Source organism: Enterobacter cloacae complex sp. IR5441 (genome assembly GCF_049238215.1).
GTDB classification, from domain to species: Bacteria; Pseudomonadota; Gammaproteobacteria; order Enterobacterales; family Enterobacteriaceae; genus Enterobacter; species Enterobacter hormaechei_C.
In genome coordinates this window covers 12,855-30,904 of sequence record NZ_JBMKIA010000031.1, presented here as the reverse complement: position 1 = coordinate 30,904, position 18,050 = coordinate 12,855, and the positions used below count along the sequence as shown (strand labels likewise).

Annotated in this window: 16 protein-coding genes; 13 read left to right on the top strand and 3 right to left on the bottom strand. The window is 58.0% G+C overall.

Annotation, left to right across the window (positions count from 1 at the left end; genetic code table 11):
* Positions 1-91 precede the first annotated feature (91 nt).
* On the bottom strand, positions 92-1,591 hold the full coding sequence (locus ACOTX5_RS21890; protein WP_015570095.1) for an MDR family MFS transporter: 1,500 nt from the start codon (positions 1,589-1,591) through the stop codon (positions 92-94).
* Between the two features lie 78 nt (positions 1,592-1,669).
* Between ACOTX5_RS21890 and ACOTX5_RS21885 the strand changes: the two genes are divergently transcribed.
* Positions 1,670-2,317: a TetR/AcrR family transcriptional regulator gene (locus ACOTX5_RS21885; protein WP_006812486.1), complete on the top strand. Its 648-nt coding sequence runs from the start codon at positions 1,670-1,672 to the stop codon at positions 2,315-2,317.
* On the opposite strand, the gene ACOTX5_RS21880 is transcribed toward ACOTX5_RS21885, so the two are convergent.
* Positions 2,314-2,733 (bottom strand): GNAT family N-acetyltransferase, encoded by a 420-nt coding sequence (locus ACOTX5_RS21880; RefSeq protein WP_017383664.1) that lies wholly within the window; start codon positions 2,731-2,733, stop codon positions 2,314-2,316. The two genes, ACOTX5_RS21885 and ACOTX5_RS21880, sit on opposite strands and share 4 nt — an antisense overlap.
* Before the next feature lie 185 nt (positions 2,734-2,918).
* Here ACOTX5_RS21880 and ACOTX5_RS21875 point away from each other — a divergent pair, with 185 nt between their 5' ends.
* From ACOTX5_RS21875 to ACOTX5_RS21850, 6 genes are all read left to right on the top strand, one after another.
* Positions 2,919-3,488: a TetR/AcrR family transcriptional regulator gene (locus ACOTX5_RS21875; protein WP_000104919.1), complete on the top strand. Its 570-nt coding sequence runs from the start codon at positions 2,919-2,921 to the stop codon at positions 3,486-3,488.
* Between the two features lie 147 nt (positions 3,489-3,635).
* Positions 3,636-4,757: an efflux RND transporter periplasmic adaptor subunit gene (locus ACOTX5_RS21870; protein ID WP_017383665.1), complete on the top strand. Its 1,122-nt coding sequence runs from the start codon at positions 3,636-3,638 to the stop codon at positions 4,755-4,757.
* Positions 4,757-7,867, top strand: a complete 3,111-nt coding sequence (locus ACOTX5_RS21865; RefSeq protein WP_017383666.1) for an efflux RND transporter permease subunit — start codon at positions 4,757-4,759, stop codon at positions 7,865-7,867. The genes ACOTX5_RS21870 and ACOTX5_RS21865 overlap by 1 nt, the downstream gene beginning before the upstream one ends.
* On the top strand, positions 7,867-9,231 hold the full coding sequence (locus ACOTX5_RS21860) for an efflux transporter outer membrane subunit (RefSeq protein ID WP_017694001.1): 1,365 nt from the start codon (positions 7,867-7,869) through the stop codon (positions 9,229-9,231). The genes ACOTX5_RS21865 and ACOTX5_RS21860 overlap by 1 nt, the downstream gene beginning before the upstream one ends.
* A 49-nt stretch (positions 9,232-9,280) precedes the next feature.
* Positions 9,281-10,438, top strand: a complete 1,158-nt coding sequence (locus ACOTX5_RS21855) for a multidrug effflux MFS transporter (protein ID WP_032646699.1) — start codon at positions 9,281-9,283, stop codon at positions 10,436-10,438.
* 82 nt (positions 10,439-10,520) lie between these two features.
* Positions 10,521-10,817 carry a YicS family protein gene (locus ACOTX5_RS21850; protein WP_063438908.1) on the top strand — a complete coding sequence of 99 codons (297 nt, stop codon included), beginning with the start codon at positions 10,521-10,523 and terminating at the stop codon, positions 10,815-10,817.
* Between the two features lie 48 nt (positions 10,818-10,865).
* Here the strand turns inward: ACOTX5_RS21850 and ACOTX5_RS21845 are convergent, their stop codons facing one another.
* On the bottom strand, positions 10,866-11,816 hold the full coding sequence (locus ACOTX5_RS21845) for a LacI family DNA-binding transcriptional regulator (protein ID WP_003861033.1): 951 nt from the start codon (positions 11,814-11,816) through the stop codon (positions 10,866-10,868).
* Between the two features lie 293 nt (positions 11,817-12,109).
* On the opposite strand from ACOTX5_RS21845, the gene ACOTX5_RS21840 reads away from it, so the two are divergent.
* The 6 genes from ACOTX5_RS21840 (at position 12,110) to ACOTX5_RS21815 (ending at position 18,019) form a co-directional block, all read left to right on the top strand.
* Entirely contained in the window at positions 12,110-12,424 is a 315-nt protein-coding gene (locus tag ACOTX5_RS21840; protein ID WP_032668892.1) for a PTS sugar transporter subunit IIB, read from the top strand.
* An 11-nt stretch (positions 12,425-12,435) separates the two neighbouring features.
* A complete protein-coding gene (locus tag ACOTX5_RS21835) occupies positions 12,436-13,761 on the top strand; it encodes a PTS cellobiose transporter subunit IIC (RefSeq protein ID WP_017694004.1) in 1,326 nt (441 codons plus the stop codon).
* A 17-nt stretch (positions 13,762-13,778) separates the two neighbouring features.
* Entirely contained in the window at positions 13,779-15,155 is a 1,377-nt protein-coding gene (locus tag ACOTX5_RS21830; protein WP_017694005.1) for a glycoside hydrolase family 1 protein, read from the top strand.
* A gap of 5 nt (positions 15,156-15,160) precedes the next feature.
* Positions 15,161-15,463 (top strand): PTS lactose/cellobiose transporter subunit IIA, encoded by a 303-nt coding sequence (locus ACOTX5_RS21825; protein ID WP_014168006.1) that lies wholly within the window; start codon positions 15,161-15,163, stop codon positions 15,461-15,463.
* Positions 15,464-15,599: 136 nt separating this feature from the next.
* On the top strand, positions 15,600-16,979 hold the full coding sequence (locus ACOTX5_RS21820; RefSeq protein ID WP_045910982.1) for a carbohydrate porin: 1,380 nt from the start codon (positions 15,600-15,602) through the stop codon (positions 16,977-16,979).
* A gap of 134 nt (positions 16,980-17,113) precedes the next feature.
* Positions 17,114-18,019 carry an EamA family transporter gene (locus ACOTX5_RS21815; protein WP_032103766.1) on the top strand — a complete coding sequence of 302 codons (906 nt, stop codon included), beginning with the start codon at positions 17,114-17,116 and terminating at the stop codon, positions 18,017-18,019.
* Positions 18,020-18,050: the final 31 nt, after the last annotated feature.

Here is an 18,050-nt window from a genome sequence, read left to right as displayed (position 1 = left end):
TAACGGGCGAAGTGTAGGCCCGGTAAGCGTAGCGCCACCGGGCGATGGGCATCAGGTGACGGTAGTCCAGGCGCAAGCAGAACCGCTTCCCTCACGCCTGCCGACGCAGCGGCGCTTCGCGCAAAAACCACGACAGCACAAACGCCAGCACCATAATCCCCGCCGCCAGCATGAATACCGCATGGATCGCCGAGCCGAACGCATCCAGATAGTCCAGACGCAGGGCATCAGGCAGATGGTGTATGGCAACGGGATTAAGTTCGCGCGGCAGTTCCGCCCCTTCCGGCAGCCTGTCGATCAGGCCTGATTGCAGAATATGGGTGAACACCGCGCCAAACAGCGCAACGCCAATCGCCCCGCCAATGGAACGGAACAGCGTCACCCCAGACGTCGCGACGCCGTATTGATCGGCTGACACGCTGTTCTGCACCGCCAGCACCAGCACCTGCATCACCAGTCCCAGCCCCATGCCCAGCACGCCGGTAAACAGGTACAGCTGCCAGGTTGGGGAGGTGATTGAAATGCGCGTCAGTAATACCATCCCCACCACGCCGAGCAGCGTGCCGAGGATCGGGAACAGACGATATTTCCCGGTACGGCTGATGATGCGCCCGCTGATGATGGAGGTGAGCAACAGCCCCCCCATCAGGGGGATCAGCTGCAAACCGGCCTGCGTCGGCGTGGCGTCTTTTACCACCTGTAAATAGAGCGGCAGGAAAGTGACGGAGCCAAACAGCGACATGCCGATAATAAAACCGATCAGGCTACAGAGCAGGAAGCTGCGGTCGCGGAAGAGCGACAGCGGGATAATCGGCTCCCACGCCAGCCGCTCTTCGTAGATAAACCCGGCGATCCCCGTCAGGCCGAAGGCCAGAATACACCACAGCTGCGGGTCGCTCCATTGGCGGATCGTCCCGCCCTCGGTGGTAAACAGAATGATGCACAGCAACGCCATGCTGAGGTAAATCGCCCCCAGGTAGTCAATCTCATGCTTGCTGCGCCGCGCGCTGCCGTGGAAAACCGCGCCAATCACCAGCAGGGCAAACAGCCCCAGCGGCAGGTTGATGTAGAAAATCCAGCGCCAGGATGCGTGCTGAACGATAAACCCGCCGATCAGCGGCCCTATCACCGTCGCCAGGCCAAACACGCCGCCAAACAACCCCTGATAGCGACCCCGATCGGCAGGCGGGATCACGTCCGCCACGGCAGCCATGCTGATCACCATCAGACCGCCGCCCCCCAGCCCTTGCAGGGCGCGCATCAGCACCAGCTGGGTCATGTTCTGCGCCAGACCGCACAGCGCGGACCCTACAAGAAACAGCACAATCGCGATTTGCAGAACGATTTTTCGGCCAAACAGATCGCCGAATTTGCCGTACAGCGGCACCACGATGGTCGAACTGAGGATATAGGCCGTTACCACCCACGAGAGCTTATCCAGCCCGCCCAGCTCACCGACGATGGTCGGCAGCGCGGTGGAGACAATGGTCTGATCCAGCGCCGAGAGCAGCATCACCAGCAGGAGTGCGCTGAACAGCAGCTTAATCGACGGCGCCTTTTTCGCAGGTTGAGTCATTACGTCGGACTCCATAAGACATCACTTGAAATTAATTAATCGTATAATTAATATTTGTGGAAGTGATGAATAAGATCAAGAGATACGGTGACCATGCCAGCACAAAAGGACAATTCTGAACCCCGCCGCCCCGGTCGGCCACGCGGCGGCAAGCGCGTTACCGCCAGCCGTGAACAGCTGCTGGACATCGCCCTGAACCTCTTTTCCCGCCAGGGGATCGCCAATACGTCGTTGAACGCCATCGCCCGCGAAGCAGGCGTGACGCCCGCCATGCTGCACTACTACTTCAACTCCAGAGAACAGTTACTGGATGCGATGATTGAGGAGCGCTTCCTGCCGTTACGCGAGCGGATCGGGGCGATTTTCGCCGACAACCGGGATTCGCCGGTGGATGCCCTGACGGAAATGGTCAGGGTGCTGGCCGAACTGGCGGAAAAGTATCGCTGGTTTGCCCCGCTGTGGATGCAGGAGGTGATTGGCGAGATGCCGGTACTGCGCACCCATTTGCAGGCACGCTTTGGCGATGAGAAATATCACACCACGCTGGCAACCATCAAAAGCTGGCAGCAGGAAGGAAAGCTGAATCCGGCGCTGGCCCCCGAACTGCTGTTCACTACGCTGCTGAGCCTGGTGCTGGTGCCGTTCTCCCGCATGCGCAATGACGAGAGGCTTAGCGCCCTCTCGCCGGAGATCGTGGTGCGCCACGTGTTAGCCGTGATAGGCACCGGGATCGGCGGTTAAAGATTTTTGGACAGATAGTGTCTCTGCATTCCCTGATAAGGGTAATCCTGCAAGGACATCTGCACCTGATAACCCTGCTTTTCATAGAACGGGCGCGCCTGGAAGCTGACCGTATCCACCAGCGCGTGACGACAGCCTTTGCGACGGGCCTCCTCTTCAGCCGTTTTGATAAGCTGGCTTCCCACGCCCGTTCCCCGCACGCTGTCGCTGACCCACAGATAGTCGATGTTCAGCCAGTCGCCTTTCCGTACGCCGATTAACCCGCCCAGCATGACGCCATTGTCGTCTCGCATATATACGCCAATATCGCCGCCAAACGTCGACAGATCTAAAAACTGCGCGTTATAGGCTCTTAGCCCCGTTAATAATTCTTCTTTTTCTTCGGCTGTGACATTATCTGTAATGCTCAGATGCATAATTCTCTCCTTATTTTCAGCGCAATCTGAATATCTCACAGCTTAACCTTCATAAAAACTCCTTATTTTCTCCATTGTTTATACCTGGAAATATTCATTCAATATGTAAATAAAAAAAGCCTTTCCAATAGTCTCCGAAAACGTATAATGAGAACGATCATTCTCACTTTTTACGGTAGCCGACAATGAGTACAAAGCTGGAAGAACGACAAAAACTGCGGCAGGACGAAATCATTACCGCCGCGCGCCGCTGCTTTCGCGCCAGTGGATTTCACGCTGCCAGCATGTCGCAGATCGCCAGCGAAGCCAGGCTCAGCGTCGGACAAATCTATCGCTATTTCAGTAACAAAGACGCGATTATTGAAGAGATGATCCGGCGCATTATCGACTCACGTATTGAAGAGATGCAGGGCAAAACCCTGGTTGAAGGGATGCCGCAGGCGCTTGCCTGGCGCCAGACGCTTAACGAAGACGATGACGCGCTGATGCTCGAAATGTCCGCAGAGGCCACGCGCAATCCGCTGGTGGCCAACATGCTGATCGAAGCCGAAGCCCGCATGTTCGCCAACGCCTGTGAGCACCTGAAAAAGCAGTTCCCTCACCTGAGCGATGAGCATATTCGCTGCTGCGTGGAGATTACCGCCGTGATGATCGAAGGCACGATTTACCGTCGACTCACGCCTTTAAAAGTACCATCAGAACAATTAGAGCCTATATACCAGAATATTTTAAATATGATTTTCTCTGCGAAGTAATCGCATGTGAATAATTAGCGGAAATAAGTAATTTCCCTTTTTTCATTTCTGGCTCAGCCAGAGATGCGGGATCGCTGTGCTTTTAATTAGCCCTCCTCCCTGTTAAGCGATTAACAGGGCAGGCTTCGTTCACCCTGGAAAAAGATTATGAAAACCATAACAACCTCCATCGCGGCATTACTCCTCCTGACAGGGTGCGATAATGCGCAAACATCTGCTCCTCAACGTCCTCTTCCGGAAGTGGGGATTGTCACCCTCATGAGCCAGCCGGTGTCCGTCGTCAGCGAGCTGACCGGCCGCACCGCCGCCGCAATGAGCGCCGAAGTGCGCCCCCAGGTAGGTGGCATTATCCAGAAGCGCCTGTTCACCGAAGGCGATACGGTCAAGGCCGGGCAGGCGCTGTATCAGATCGATCCTTCCAGCTACCGCGCCGCGTATGATGAAGCCGCCGCCGCACTGAAACAGGCGCAGGCGCTGGTGCAGGCCGACTGCCAGAAAGCCCGGCGTTATGCGCAGCTGGTGAAGGACGACGGCGTATCACGTCAGGATGCGGAAGACGCGAAGTCCACCTGCGCGCAGGACAAGGCCAGCGTCGAGTCAAAGAAAGCCGCGCTGGAAAGCGCCCGCATTAACCTCAACTGGACCACCGTCACCGCGCCGATTGCCGGACGTATCGGCATCTCCTCTGTGACCCCCGGCGCGCTGGTGACCGCCCAGCAGGATACCGCGCTGGCCACCATTCGCGGGCTGGACAGTATGTACGTCGATTTAACCCGTTCCAGCGCCGATCTGCTGCGTTTACGCAAGCAAACCCTCGCCAGCAACAGCGATACGCTGAACGTGTCGTTGATTCTCGAAGACGGCAGCAGCTACAGCGAAAAAGGCCGCCTGGCGCTGACCGAAGTGGCGGTGGATGAGTCTACCGGCTCAGTCACCCTGCGCGCCGTCTTCCCGAACCCGCAGCATCAGCTTCTGCCGGGCATGTTCGTCCGCGCCAGAGTGGATGAAGGCATCATGAATGACGCGATCCTCGCCCCGCAGCAGGGCATCACCCGCGACGCCAAAGGCACCGCCACCGCGCTGGTGGTGAACGCCAGCAACAAGGTCGAACAGCGTCAGCTGGAGACGGGCGACACCTACGGCGACAAATGGCTGGTGCTGAGCGGTTTGAAGGCGGGCGATAAGCTGATTGTGGAAGGCACCGATAAAGTCACCGCCGGGCAGGAAGTGAAAGCTGAAGAGATGAAAACCAACGGAGGAAACGCCTGATGTTTTCCCGTTTCTTCGTGCGTCGCCCGGTCTTTGCCTGGGTTATCGCCATTCTCATCATGCTCGCCGGAATGCTGGCGATCCGCACGCTGCCCGTTGCGCAGTACCCGGACGTGGCTCCGCCGTCGATCAAAATCTCCGCCACCTATACCGGTGCCTCCGCACAGACGCTGGAAAACAGCGTGACGCAGGTGATCGAGCAGCAGCTCACCGGGCTGGATAACCTGCTCTACTTCACCTCCACCAGCAGCTCGGACGGGTCGGTGAGTATTAACGTCACGTTTGAACAGGGAACCGATCCGGACACCGCTCAGGTACAGGTGCAGAACAAAGTCCAGCAGGCGGAATCGCGCCTGCCGACCGAGGTGCAGCAGTCCGGGATCACCGTCGAAAAATCCCAGAGCAACTTCCTGCTGATCATGGGCGTATATGACAAAACCGACACCGCCAGCAGCTCGGATATCGCCGACTGGCTGGTGAGTAATATGCAGGATCCGCTGGCGCGCGTGGATGGCGTCGGTAGCCTACAGGTGTTCGGTGCAGAATACGCGATGCGCATCTGGCTCGACCCGGCGAAGCTGGCGTCGTACTCGCTGATGCCCTCCGACGTGCAGAGCGCGATTGAAGCGCAGAACGTGCAGGTTTCCGCCGGTAAAATCGGCGCGCTGCCCTCGTCGAACGCCCAACAGCTGACCGCCACCGTCCGCGCTCAGTCGCGTCTGCAAACGGTCGATGAGTTCAAAAAGATCATCGTCAAGAGCCAGTCCAACGGTGCGGTGGTGCGCATCAGCGATGTCGCGCGCGTGGAGATGGGCAGCGAAGATTACACCGCCACCGCGAAGCTGAACGGCCACCCGGCGGCGGGTATGGCGGTGATGCTCTCACCGGGCGCCAACGCGCTTAACACCGCCACGGCGGTAAAAGACAAGATTGCCGAGTTCAAAAAGTCGATGCCGGAAGGCTACGACGTGGCCTACCCGAAAGACAGCACCGAGTTCATCAAGATCTCCGTTGAGGACGTGATTCAGACGCTGTTCGAAGCCATTATCCTCGTGGTGGTGGTGATGTACCTGTTCCTGCAAAACATCCGCGCGACGCTGATCCCGGCGCTGGCGGTGCCGGTGGTGCTGCTGGGCACCTTCGGCGTGCTGGCGCTGTTCGGTTACTCCATCAACACCCTGACGCTGTTTGCGATGGTGCTGGCTATAGGGCTTTTGGTGGATGACGCCATCGTGGTGGTGGAAAACGTCGAGCGTATTATGCGCGACGAAGGGCTGCCCGCCCGGGAAGCGACCGAAAAATCGATGGGCGAAATTTCCGGCGCGCTGATCGCCATTGCGCTGGTGCTCTCTGCGGTATTCCTGCCGATGGCCTTTTTCGGCGGCTCCACCGGGGTGATTTACCGTCAGTTCTCGGTCACCATTATTTCGGCGATGTTCCTCTCCGTGGTGGTGGCGCTGACCCTGACGCCCGCGCTGTGCGGCTCGATCCTGAATCACACCGCTCCGCACAAAAAGGGCTTCTTCGGCGCGTTTAACCGCTTCTACAGTAAGACCGAGCACGGCTATCAGAACAAGGTGCTGCGCGCCCTGCGCCGTTCCGGTGGCATGCTGGTGATCTACGCCCTGCTCTGCGGCGCGATGGGGTTCGCCATGCTAAAACTGCCGGGCAGCTTCCTGCCAACCGAAGACCAGGGTGAAATCATGGTGCAGTACACCCTGCCCGCCGGCGCAACCGCGGTGCGTACCGCCGAGGTAAGCCGCCAGGTACGCGAGTGGTTCCTCACCAAAGAGAAAGCCAATACCGACGTGATCTTCACCATTGAAGGCTTCAGCTTCAGCGGCAGCGGCCAGAACGCCGGGATGGCGTTCGTCTCCCTGAAAAACTGGTCAGAGCGCAAAGGCGATGAGAATACCGCCCAGGCCATTGCCCTGCGCGCCACGCAGGAGCTGAGCACCATTCGGGATGCCACAATTTTCGCCATGACGCCCCCGGCGGTGGATGGTTTAGGCCAGAGCAACGGCTTTACCTTTGAGCTGATGGCCAGCGGCGGCACCGACCGCGACGCGCTGCTGAAACTGCGTAACCAGCTGATTGGCGAAGCCAACCAGGACAACTCGCTGCACGCCGTGCGCGCCAACGATCTGCCGCAGATGCCGCAGCTTCAGGTGGATATTGATAACAACAAAGCCGTGTCGCTGGGGCTCTCCCTGAGCGATGTTACCGACACCCTCTCCAGCGCCTGGGGCGGCACCTACGTGAACGACTTCATTGACCGTGGCCGCGTGAAAAAGGTCTACATCCAGGGCGACAGCGACTATCGCGCGGTGCCATCGGATCTTAACAAATGGTATGTGCGCGGCAGCGACAGCACCATGACCCCGTTCTCCGCCTTCGCCACCACCCGCTGGGAGTATGGCCCGGAAAGCCTGGTGCGCTACAACGGCTCGGCGGCGTATGAGATTCAGGGCGAAAACGCCAGCGGCGCCAGCTCCGGTACGGCGATGAGCAAAATGGAGCAGCTGGCGAATAACCTGCCGTCCGGCAGCACCTGGGCATGGAGCGGTTTGTCGTTGCAGGAAAAACTGGCGAGCGGTCAGGCGATGAGCCTCTATGCCCTCTCGATCCTGGTGGTGTTCCTGTGCCTGGCGGCGCTGTATGAGAGCTGGTCGGTGCCGATTTCGGTCATCATGGTGATCCCGCTAGGGGTGCTGGGTGCGGCGGTTGCCGCCTCCCTGCGCGGCCTGAACAACGACGTCTATTTCCAGGTGGCGCTGCTGACCACCATCGGTCTGTCGTCGAAGAACGCCATTCTGATTGTCGAGTTTGCCGAAGCCAAAGTGGCCGAAGGCTACTCCCTGACGCGCGCCGCCCTGCGGGCCGCCCAGACGCGTCTGCGTCCGATCATCATGACCTCGCTGGCGTTTATCGCAGGCGTGACGCCGCTGGCGATTGCCACCGGCGCCGGGGCCAACAGCCGCGTGGCGATCGGTACCGGTATTATCGGCGGGACGCTGGCCGCGACGCTGCTGGCCATCTTCTTTGTTCCTTTATTCTTTGTACTGGTGAAACGTCTGTTCTCCGGTAAGCACGCAAACCGGAGGTCATAATGTTTCGTGTAACCGTATTAACGTTAGCGCTGCTGAGCGCGGGCTGTGTGTCATTAGATCCCACGTATCAGCGCCCGGACGCCCCCGTCCCGGCGACGTTGCCGGGCGCCCATGGCGAAGCCAACGCCGTGGTGAGCCAGTGGCAGCAGGTGATGAATGATGCGCGGTTGAAAAGCGTGGTGACGATGGCGCTCAACAGCAACCGCGACGTGCAAAAAGCGATTGCGGATATCGACGCCGCCCGTGCCCAGTATGGCGAAACGCGCTCGTCCCTGTTCCCGACGGTGGACGCGGAACTGAGCCACACCCGCAGCCGCACGCTGGCGAGCGGCGTCGCGACAAGTGACGAAGCCAACGGCGCGGTCTCCAGCTTCGAACTGGATCTGTTTGGCCGCAACCAGAGCCTGTCGCGTGCCGCGCGTGAAACCTGGCTTGCCAGCGAATTCACCGCGCAGAACACGCGCCTGACGATGGTCAGCGAGCTGACCACGGCCTGGGTGACGCTGGCGGCGGATAACAGCAATCTGGCGCTGGCGAAGTCCACCCTGGAGAGCGCCGCAAACTCGCTCAAGATTGTGAAGCGCCAGCAGGAAGTGGGTGTGGCAGCGGCAACGGACGTCAGTGAAGCGATGGCGGTTTACCAGCAGGCGCGCGCCAGCGTGGCGAGCTACCAGACGCTGGTGATGCAGGACAAAAACGCTCTCAACCTGCTGGCGGGCGATACGGTGCCCGAGAACCTGCTGCCCGGCACGCTGGAGAGCCTGAGCGACAACGCCATCACGCTGATCCCGGCGGGCGTCAGCTCCAGCGCGCTGCTGCGTCGTCCGGACATTCAGGAGGCCGAGCATAACCTGCTGAGCGCCAACGCCAACATCGGCGCGGCGCGCGCCAACTTCTTCCCGACCATCTCGCTCACCGCCAGCGCGGGCGTCGGCAGCGATTCGCTGTCGTCCCTGTTCAGCCACGGGATGAAGGTCTGGTCGTTTGCACCTTCCATCACCCTGCCGCTGTTCAGCGGCGGCAACAATATGGCGCAGCTGCGCTATGCGGAAGCCGAGAAAAAAGGGTTAATTGCGACCTATGAGAAAACCATCCAGAGCGCGTTCAAGGACGTGGCCGACGCGCTGGCCCGGCGCGAAACGTTGAGTGAACAGCTTGATGCCCAGCGTGAATACGTGGCGGCGGAGCAAAAAACGCTGGATGTGGCGACGCGCAGTTACAAGGCTGGCGCGGGCGATTATCTGACGGTGCTCACCGCGCAGCGGTCGCTGTGGTCGGCGCAGGAATCACTGATTGCCTTGCAGCAAACCGACCTGGAAAACCGCATCACGCTGTGGCAGTCGCTGGGCGGCGGGATTCAGTAACATCACTGCCGGGCGGCGCAACGTTGCCCGGCCATCAGAGTAAATACCTATGGCAAAACTCTCTTTTTCTTTCGCGGCCATCCTTGGCCTGCTGACGGCGATCGGGCCGCTGTGTTCCGATTTTTATCTTCCGGCGCTGCCGGAGATCGCCACCCAGCTCAACACCTCCACAACGCTGACGCAGCTTTCTCTTACCTCGGCGCTGATTGGCCTGGGGCTGGGACAACTCTTTTTCGGCCCGCTAAGCGATCGCATCGGACGTAAAACGCCGCTGCTGTTCTCACTTTTGCTGTTTGTACTGGCTTCAGTGCTTTGTGCCAGCACGCAGAATATTTACGCCCTGATCGGCTGGCGATTTGTGCAGGGCGTTGCCGGGGCGGGCGGCTCCGTACTTGCCCGCTCCATCGCCCGTGATAACTATCATGGCACGATGCTAACGCAGTTTTTTGCCCTACTGATGACGGTCAACGGCATCGCGCCCGTGGTGTCCCCGGTGCTCGGTGGCTATATCGCGTCGCATTTCGACTGGCGGATGCTGTTCTGGGTAATGGCAGGGGCGGGTCTGGCGCTGCTGATCGCCAGCCAGCTTTTTATCCGCGAGTCCCTCACAGAGAAACAGGGCGGGGGATCGCTGACGCAAACCGCCAGGACGGTACTTAAAAATCGTCGCTTTATGCGCTACTGCCTGATCCAGGCCTTCATGCTGGCGGGGCTGTTCGCCTATATCGGGGCATCCTCCTTTGTGATGCAAAACGAATATGGCCTGAGCGCCATGCAGTTCAGCCTGCTGTTCGGTGTGAACGGTATCGGCCTGATCGTCTCAGCGCTGATTTTCTCCCGTCTGGCACGCCGACACCCGGCGGAAGGGTTAATGCAAATAGGTCTGGTGTTGGCCGTAACCTGCGCGGGGCTGACGTTGCTCTTTGCGTGGATGCAGCTTTCCGTTCCGGCACTGATTGCACTCTTTTTCACCGTCGCATTTAACAGCGGGATCAGCACCATTGCGGGTTCAGAAGCGATGAGCGCAGTCGACGCGAAGGAGTCCGGCACAGCGTCAGCCATTCTGGGCATGCTGATGTTTTTATTCGGTGGGATCGCAGCGCCTCTTGCCGGTATCGGCGGAGAAACGATGCTGAAAATGAGTCTCGCGGTGTTAGTAAGCTATGGCATTGCACTGGCGATCGGATCTCGCACGCAGAATGCGTAAATTCATACTTTTGGCTTGAATCGCGTTGATGAATGTAACGATATATTTCAGGGGAAGCATGTGACTTTCAAAGGAGGTTTCGATGAAATCTGCACACCTGGTTTGCCTGCTCGTTTGCCTGATTTTCGCTGCGTTTGTTCACGCGCAGGAGAAGAGCGCTCCGGAGAAAGAGGCGCAAATAAAACAGCAGGTCCTGAAAGATGTGAAGAAAACCTGTACCCCGCAGAAAAAGCAGAGCGATAAGGCCTGGCAGGCGATGATTTTGTCGTCTGAGACCAATCAGCTGCTGATCAAAAACGCCATCACCGCCGTGAAGCGTGACAACCTGGACGCCTACTGGGATGCAGTAAGTCAGGTGGATTGTATGGAAGATTACTGAGGGTTGAGCGCCGGGTGGCGCTGCGCTTACCCGGCCTACATCACACGTTTAACGCTTCCGCACATCCGGAATAATCAAATCCCCGCGCAGAACGTAGGACCCGAGCATCTGCGTTTTCTCTGTCAGCCAGCTCACGATGCGCGCCGCCATGGCGTCCATGGAATACTCAATGGCCGGGATCACCGGAATACCCGGCAGATGCAGCGAACCGCCGAGGCTGAAAACCATGATGTCTTCCGGTACCGATTTATTAAACGCCTGTAACTGCGGGATCACCCGCTGGGCTTCCTGCTCATCCGCCACCAGCAGCGCGTTGAAGTTCAGCGTGGACGCGTTGTTGAGTAATTCCTGAAGCGCAACGGACGATGAAGTCGCGTCCATAAACACGAGGTTGCGATTAAAGGGCAGGAAGTTTTTCTCCAGCGCGTGTTTGTAGCCCAGCAGCACCTGATCGGCAAAGCCGCTGCCGTGCGGGTGGATCAGCGCTATCTGGCGACGCCCCTGGCTGGTGAGATAGTTACAGGCCGTTTCGGCCGCGAACGCGTGATCGAACTGAATGCTGTTGGCGTTATCGGCTTCCATACAGTCGACCAGAATCACGTTGTCCATGTCCACGTCCAGCGGGAAACGCGCGCCAATCACCAGAATGTCATCACATAAGCCGCAGGAGAGTTCTTCAAGGGCGTTCATCACTTCTGTTTTTGTGTGTGCGAAACGCAGCAGCAGATGTTTTTGATGCTGGCTGAGGTGTTTTTCCAGCGCGTACAGGTAACCGGTGGTCTGGTTAATGTTTTCCTGCGCGCAAATCACCCCAATGCAGCCCGTCGACTGGCTGAGCAGCGACTGGGCGATCACGTTGGGACGATAGTTCAGCTCGTCCACCGCTTTCAGAACAGCCTGGCGGCTGGCTTCCTTCACGCCACGCGACCCGCTCAACACCCGTGATACCGTGGCTTTGGACACCCCGGCCAGACGCGATACATCGTTGATTGTAGACATCTCTCTCCCCTGTCAGACGCAACTGGCGTCTGTAATTTCCATCACCGCTACGGCTCACATTATAGCCAGAACGGAGTATATCCGTTTCCGTTTTCCATGGAAACCGATTTTCCGTTTCCACTCAATTTGATGCCAAAACAGCCAAATTATGTGACCCACATCCGGTTAATTAGCCTCATAAGTGAGGGATCTTGATGGTTGTCACACTTCTGTCTTTTATAAATGGAAACCGGTTTCCGTATCATGTCCAATCATCCTCGCAATAACTTTTTACATTTTGAGGATGGTTGTCGATGTTCAAGATTATGCTGTGCTGCTCTGCCGGGATGTCCACCAGCCTGCTGGTCAGCAAAATGATCGATGTTGCAAAAGAACGGGGCTTGCCCGTGAAGATAGATGCGTATGGCGTATCCGAATTTGATACGCAGTTTCCGTACTATCAGGTGGTGCTTCTCGGACCGCAAGTGAAATACATGTTAAAGACGCTCTCAGACAAGGCAGCGACGCAAGGCATTCCGGTGCAGCCCATCGACATGATGGATTACGGCATGCAGCGTGGCGATAAAGTACTGGACTATGCTCTGTCGCTCATCGAAGCGGCACACTAAAAGGTGTTCACATGAGTTCGTTATATCAATCCATGGTCGCGGTGATTGAGCAGTCAATTACGCCGCTGGCCGCGAAGCTCGGTCAGCAAAAGTATGTGATTGCCATCCGCGACGGCTTTACCGCTGCGCTGCCGTTTATGATCATCGGCTCGTTTATGCTGGTGTTTATCTTCCCGCCGTTTTCGGCGGATACCACCAACAGCTTCGCCCGCGGCTGGCTGGATTTCTCCGAGACCTACCGCGAACAGCTGATGCTGCCCTTTAACCTCAGCATGGGCGTGATGACCTTCTTCATCTCGGTGGGGATTGGGGCAAGCCTGGGGCGTCAGTTTAACCTCGATCCGGTGATGTCCGGCCTGCTGGCCTTTATGGCCTTCCTGCTGGTCGCCGCGCCCTATGCCGATGGCAAAATCTCGACCCAGTATCTCTCCGGCCAGGGGATCTTCACTGCGCTTATCACCGCGATCTACTCCACCCGCGTCTATGCGTGGCTGAAGCAGAACAACGTGACTATCCGCCTGCCGAAGGAAGTGCCGACCGGCGTGGCGCGTTCGTTTGAGATCCTGATCCCAGTGATGGTGGTGATCGGGACGTTGCACCCGCTGAACCTGTTCATTGAAGCGCAGACCGGGATGATCATCCCGCAGGCGATCATGCACCTGCTGGAGCCGCTGGTGTCGGCGTCTGACTCGCTGCCCGCCATTCTGCTCTCCGTGCTGCTGTGCCAGATCTTCTGGTTCGCTGGTATCCACGGGTCGCTGATTGTCACCGGCATCATGAACCCGTTCTGGATGGCGAACCTCTCTGCAAACCAGGCGGCGCTGGCGGCGGGCGCGGCGCTGCCGCACGTTTATCTGCAAGGTTTCTGGGATCACTACCTGCTGATTGGCGGCGTAGGCTCCACCCTGCCGCTGGCGTTCCTGCTGCTGCGTAGCCGCGTTACGCACCTGCGCACCATCGGCAAAATGGGCGTGGTGCCAAGCTTCTTTAACATCAACGAACCGATTCTGTTCGGCGCACCGATCATCATGAACCCGATGCTGTTTATCCCGTTCGTGTTTGTTCCGCTGGTCAACGCCTGCCTGGCGTACGGCGCAACCAAACTCGGCTGGCTGGCTCAGGTGGTTTCGTTAACCCCGTGGACCACGCCCGCGCCGATTGGCGCCTCGTGGGCGGCGAACTGGGCGCTGAGCCCGGTGGTGATGTGCCTGGTCTGCATGGTGATGTCCGCCCTGATGTACCTGCCGTTCCTGCGCGCCTATGAGCGTACGCTCATCAAAAATGAAGAGCAGAAAGCCCAGGCAACCGTCGGCACCGCTGAAACAGTCAGTAATTAAGTCAAAGAGGAAGGGTCATGAAATACGCATTTCCCGATAACTTCTGGTGGGGCAGCGCAAGCTCCGCTCTCCAGACGGAAGGGGCAAGAGAGGGCGAAACCACGTGGGATTACTGGTTTGCCCGCGAGCCGAACCGTTTTCACAACGGCGTGGGGCCGCAGCACACCTCCACGTTTTATCAGCACTGGAAAACGGACATTCAGCTGTTAAAGCAGCTGAACCACAACAGCTTTCGCACCTCGATTAGCTGGGCGCGCCTGATCCCCGACGGTATCGGTGAAGTGAGCCCGGACGCGGTCGATTTTTACAATCAGGTCATTGATGAGCTAAACGAGCAGGGTATCACGCCGTTTATCACCCTGTTCCATTTCGACATGCCGATGGCGATGCAGGAGATTGGCGGCTGGGAAAACCGTGACGTGGTGGACGCGTACGCCCGCTATGCGCAGATTTGCTTCGAGCTGTTCGGCGACCGCGTGCTGCACTGGTTTACCTTCAACGAGCCGATTGTTCCGGTGGAAGGCGGTTATCTGTACGACTTCCACTACCCGAACGTGGTGGATTTTCGTCGGGCAGCCACCGTGGCGTATCACACCGTGCTGGCCCACGCGAAGGCCGTTCAGGCTTACCGCGCCGGACACTACGCGGGTGAGATCGGCATCGTGCTCAACCTGACGCCGTCGTACCCGCGCTCCCGGAACCCGGCGGACGTGAAGGCGGCGCACATAGCGGATCTGATGTTTAACCGCAGCTTCCTCGACCCGGTGCTGCGCGGGGAGTATCCGGCGGACCTGGTGGCATTGCTGAAATCTTACGATCAGCTGCCCGCCTGCAAGCCGGAAGACGGTTTCCTGATTGCGGAAGGGAAAATCGACCTGCTCGGCGTTAACTACTATCAGCCGCGTCGCGTGAAGTGTCGCGACAGCGCGGTGAACCCGCAGGCGCCGTTTATGCCGGAGTGGTTCTTTGATAATTACGAGATGCCGGGCCGTAAGATGAACCCGTACCGCGGCTGGGAAATCTACGCGCCGGGTATTTACGATATTCTGGTTAACCTGCGCGATAATTACGGTAACCCTCGCTGCTTTATTTCGGAAAACGGCATGGGCGTCGAAAACGAGCAGCGCTTTATTGAAAATGGCCAGATTAACGATCAATACCGCATTGATTTTATTTCTGAGCATTTATCGTGGCTGCACAAAGGTATTAGCGAAGGCTGCAATTGCCTTGGCTATCATATGTGGACGTTTATTGATAACTGGTCGTGGTGTAATGCGTATAAAAACCGCTACGGTTTTATTCAGCTCGATGTAGAGACGCAGCAGCGCACCATTAAAAAAAGCGGAGAGTGGTTTGCCGCCACCGCCTTAAATAATAGTTTTGATAAAGAGTAATGATGATGATCGCACTAGAAGAAGCCGTAATGGAAATTATCGTCAACGCCGGCCAGTCCCGCAGCCTGTGCTTTGAAGCCCTGCACGCGGCGCGTCAGGGCAACCTTGACGAGGCCAAAAGCCTGCTGCGCGAAGCCGACGGCTACGCGCGCCAGGCGCACAAGATGCAGACCAAACTGATCGAGCAGGATGCGGGCGAAGCCCGCCAGCCGATGACCTTAATTATGGTGCACGCCCAGGATCATTTAATGAACTCCTTATTAGCGCGCGAGTTATCCGAAGAAATTATTCATTTATATCAGAGATAGTCTATGGCGAAATAATTACTGTAATACCTCTGTACCCTAAATAGAGATCCACTTGTTCTGATGATAGCGACATACTCTGTCAGATCGGAGCGGGATGGTTATTGTCTGAATAAAATTAAACTATATTGAGATAACCATGAATACGATTAAAAAACTTCCATTAACCATGGCGGTTATCGCCGCGCTTTGCCCAATTTCCGTTCTCGCTCAGGAATTCACTCAGGAGCAAATCGACGCCATTGTGGCAAAAGCGGTGGATAAAGCCCTGGCCGAGCGTCAGGCCAAAATGGACGCGGCGGTCGCGAAAAAAGCGGACGTGGTGACCGAGCCGCAGAGCGCGGCGCAATCTCCGGATATGGCGATCCCGTTTGGCATCAAATTCACCGGCTACGCCCGCTACGGCGCGCACTTCCAGGCCGCCGATCAGAAATACGTGGCGGTGGACGGCTCCTACAACGGCGCGTCCGCCATTGGTCGTCTGGGCAACGAAGGCAACGGCGGCGAGTTCCAGCTCTCTAAAGCCTTCAAGGGCGAAAACGGCGCCATCTGGGACGTTAACGTGATGATCGACCACTGGGGCGACGAAGTTAACCTGAAAAAAGCCTACGCGGGCGTGACCAACATTATGGCCTCCAACCCGAACGCCTATTTCTGGGCCGGTCGTGACTTCCACCAGCGTCCGCAGCAGGGCATCAACGATTACTTCTGGATGAACCACGACGGCCAGGGCGCCGGGGTGAAGAACTTCGACATCGGCGGCGTGCAGTTCGACGTGGCCGCCGTGGCGGCGGTGGAATCCTGTAGCCCGGAAGTGATGGAAGACGAAGCGAACCCGTCGCGCATCACCTGTACCGGCGGGTCCGGCACGGGCGACAAAGGCAACTACGCCGCGACGTCTAAAATCCATGGTATGAAGCTCGGTCCGCTGGATCTGGAGCTGTACGCCAACTACGGCTTTGACTCGAAAGCGGTGGAGAGCGACGAACGTCTGAACGCCTGGCAGGGCGGCGTGGTGCTGAGCCACACCAACGACAGCGGCGTGAACAAGGTGATTGCCCGCTACTCCGATAACGCGGACAACAGCGTGTTCAACAAAACCGAGGATCTGACCACGGTCTACGCCAGCTTCGAAGGGCTGTACAAATTCACCCAGGCGACGCAGGTGGAGTACCTCCTCGCCTTCCATGACTACGACAACAGCCGCGATAAGACCGACAACCGCAAGAACTACAACGCCATCGTGCGCCCGATGCACTGGTGGAACGACGTTCACTCCACCTGGCTGGAAGCGGGCTGGCAGCACGTGGATTACGACAACGGCGGCGACAACAAGGGCTGGAAGCTGACCCTGTCGCAGAACATGTCTATCGCCATGGGGCCGGAGTTCCGTCCGATGCTGCGCTTCTACGTGACCGGCGGCAAGGTGGATAACGAACGTACCGCGCGCGTGAACAACACCAAAGATGAAACGCTGGACGACTTCAACGTCGGCGCGATGTGGGAGGCGTGGTTCTAGTACAGCGACGTTTGTTTCGCCCGGCGGCGCTGCGCTTGCACGGGCCTACAAAACCTTGTAGGCCGGGTAAGCGCAGCGCCACCCGGCAAGATCCCATGTTATGCTACAAAAAAACCAACATAACAGGGGAGAACATGGGTTCCACACGCAAAGGGATGCTCAACGTCCTGATCGCCGCCGTTTTATGGGGCAGTTCCGGGGTTTGCGCGCAGTACATCATGGAGAAAAGCCACATCTCTTCGCCTTACCTGACCATGGTTCGTCTGCTGTTTACCGGCGTGATCCTGCTGACGCTCTCCTTCGTTCACGGCGACAAGATTTTCTCGGTCATCAAAAACCGCAAAGACGCCCTCAGCCTGCTGTTTTTCTCGCTGGCTGGCGCGCTTACCGTGCAGCTCACCTTCCTGCTGACAATTGAAAAATCCAACGCCGCGACGGCCACCGTGCTCCAGTTTCTGTCGCCGACCATTATCGTGGCATGGTTTGCGCTGGCGCGGAAAACGCGTCCCGGCATATTTGTCTTATCCGCGATTTTCACGTCGCTTGTGGGTACCTTCCTGCTGGTAACCCACGGCGACCCGACATCGCTCTCCATCTCGCCGGCCGCGCTGTTCTTCGGTATCGCCTCGGCGTTTGCCGCGGCGTTTTACACCACCTATCCATCAACGCTTATAGCCCGCTACGGCACGCTGCCGATTGTCGGCTGGAGTATGTTGATTGCGGGACTAATGCTGACGCCGTTCTACGCCGGACGCGGCACCACCTTCGTGATCGACGGCGGCCTGCTGCTGGCGTTTTTCTACCTGGTGGTGATTGGCACCGCGCTGACGTTCAGCCTGTATCTGAAAGGCGCACAGATGATCGGCGGGCCGAAGGCGAGCATTCTGAGCTGCGCCGAGCCGCTGAGCAGCGCGCTGCTGTCGGTGGTGTTGCTGGGGGTGGCATTCACCCTGCCGGACTGGCTGGGGACGCTGCTGATTGTGTCGTCGGTGGTGTTGATTTCGATGGATTCGAGAAGACGGGTTCAGACATCGGCGTAGCCTGATGCCCTCACCCCAACCCTCTCCCACG

Bases quoted from the DNA above. Each gene is read 5' to 3' on its own strand.
- ACOTX5_RS21870 (WP_017383665.1), top strand. From the start codon at position 3,636: ATGAAAACCATAACAACCTCCATCGCGGCATTACTCCTCCTGACAGGG.
- ACOTX5_RS21825 (WP_014168006.1), top strand. From the start codon at position 15,161: ATGATCGCACTAGAAGAAGCCGTAATGGAAATTATCGTCAACGCCGGC.
- ACOTX5_RS21840 (WP_032668892.1), top strand. From the start codon at position 12,110: ATGTTCAAGATTATGCTGTGCTGCTCTGCCGGGATGTCCACCAGCCTG.
- ACOTX5_RS21880 (WP_017383664.1), bottom strand. From the start codon at position 2,733: ATGCATCTGAGCATTACAGATAATGTCACAGCCGAAGAAAAAGAAGAA.
- ACOTX5_RS21845 (WP_003861033.1), bottom strand. From the start codon at position 11,816: ATGTCTACAATCAACGATGTATCGCGTCTGGCCGGGGTGTCCAAAGCC.
- ACOTX5_RS21865 (WP_017383666.1), top strand. From the start codon at position 4,757: ATGTTTTCCCGTTTCTTCGTGCGTCGCCCGGTCTTTGCCTGGGTTATC.
- ACOTX5_RS21815 (WP_032103766.1), top strand. From the start codon at position 17,114: ATGGGTTCCACACGCAAAGGGATGCTCAACGTCCTGATCGCCGCCGTT.
- ACOTX5_RS21835 (WP_017694004.1), top strand. From the start codon at position 12,436: ATGAGTTCGTTATATCAATCCATGGTCGCGGTGATTGAGCAGTCAATT.
- ACOTX5_RS21885 (WP_006812486.1), top strand. From the start codon at position 1,670: ATGCCAGCACAAAAGGACAATTCTGAACCCCGCCGCCCCGGTCGGCCA.
- ACOTX5_RS21820 (WP_045910982.1), top strand. From the start codon at position 15,600: ATGAATACGATTAAAAAACTTCCATTAACCATGGCGGTTATCGCCGCG.
- ACOTX5_RS21850 (WP_063438908.1), top strand. From the start codon at position 10,521: ATGAAATCTGCACACCTGGTTTGCCTGCTCGTTTGCCTGATTTTCGCT.
- ACOTX5_RS21855 (WP_032646699.1), top strand. From the start codon at position 9,281: ATGGCAAAACTCTCTTTTTCTTTCGCGGCCATCCTTGGCCTGCTGACG.
- ACOTX5_RS21860 (WP_017694001.1), top strand. From the start codon at position 7,867: ATGTTTCGTGTAACCGTATTAACGTTAGCGCTGCTGAGCGCGGGCTGT.
- ACOTX5_RS21890 (WP_015570095.1), bottom strand. From the start codon at position 1,591: ATGGAGTCCGACGTAATGACTCAACCTGCGAAAAAGGCGCCGTCGATT.
- ACOTX5_RS21875 (WP_000104919.1), top strand. From the start codon at position 2,919: ATGAGTACAAAGCTGGAAGAACGACAAAAACTGCGGCAGGACGAAATC.
- ACOTX5_RS21830 (WP_017694005.1), top strand. From the start codon at position 13,779: ATGAAATACGCATTTCCCGATAACTTCTGGTGGGGCAGCGCAAGCTCC.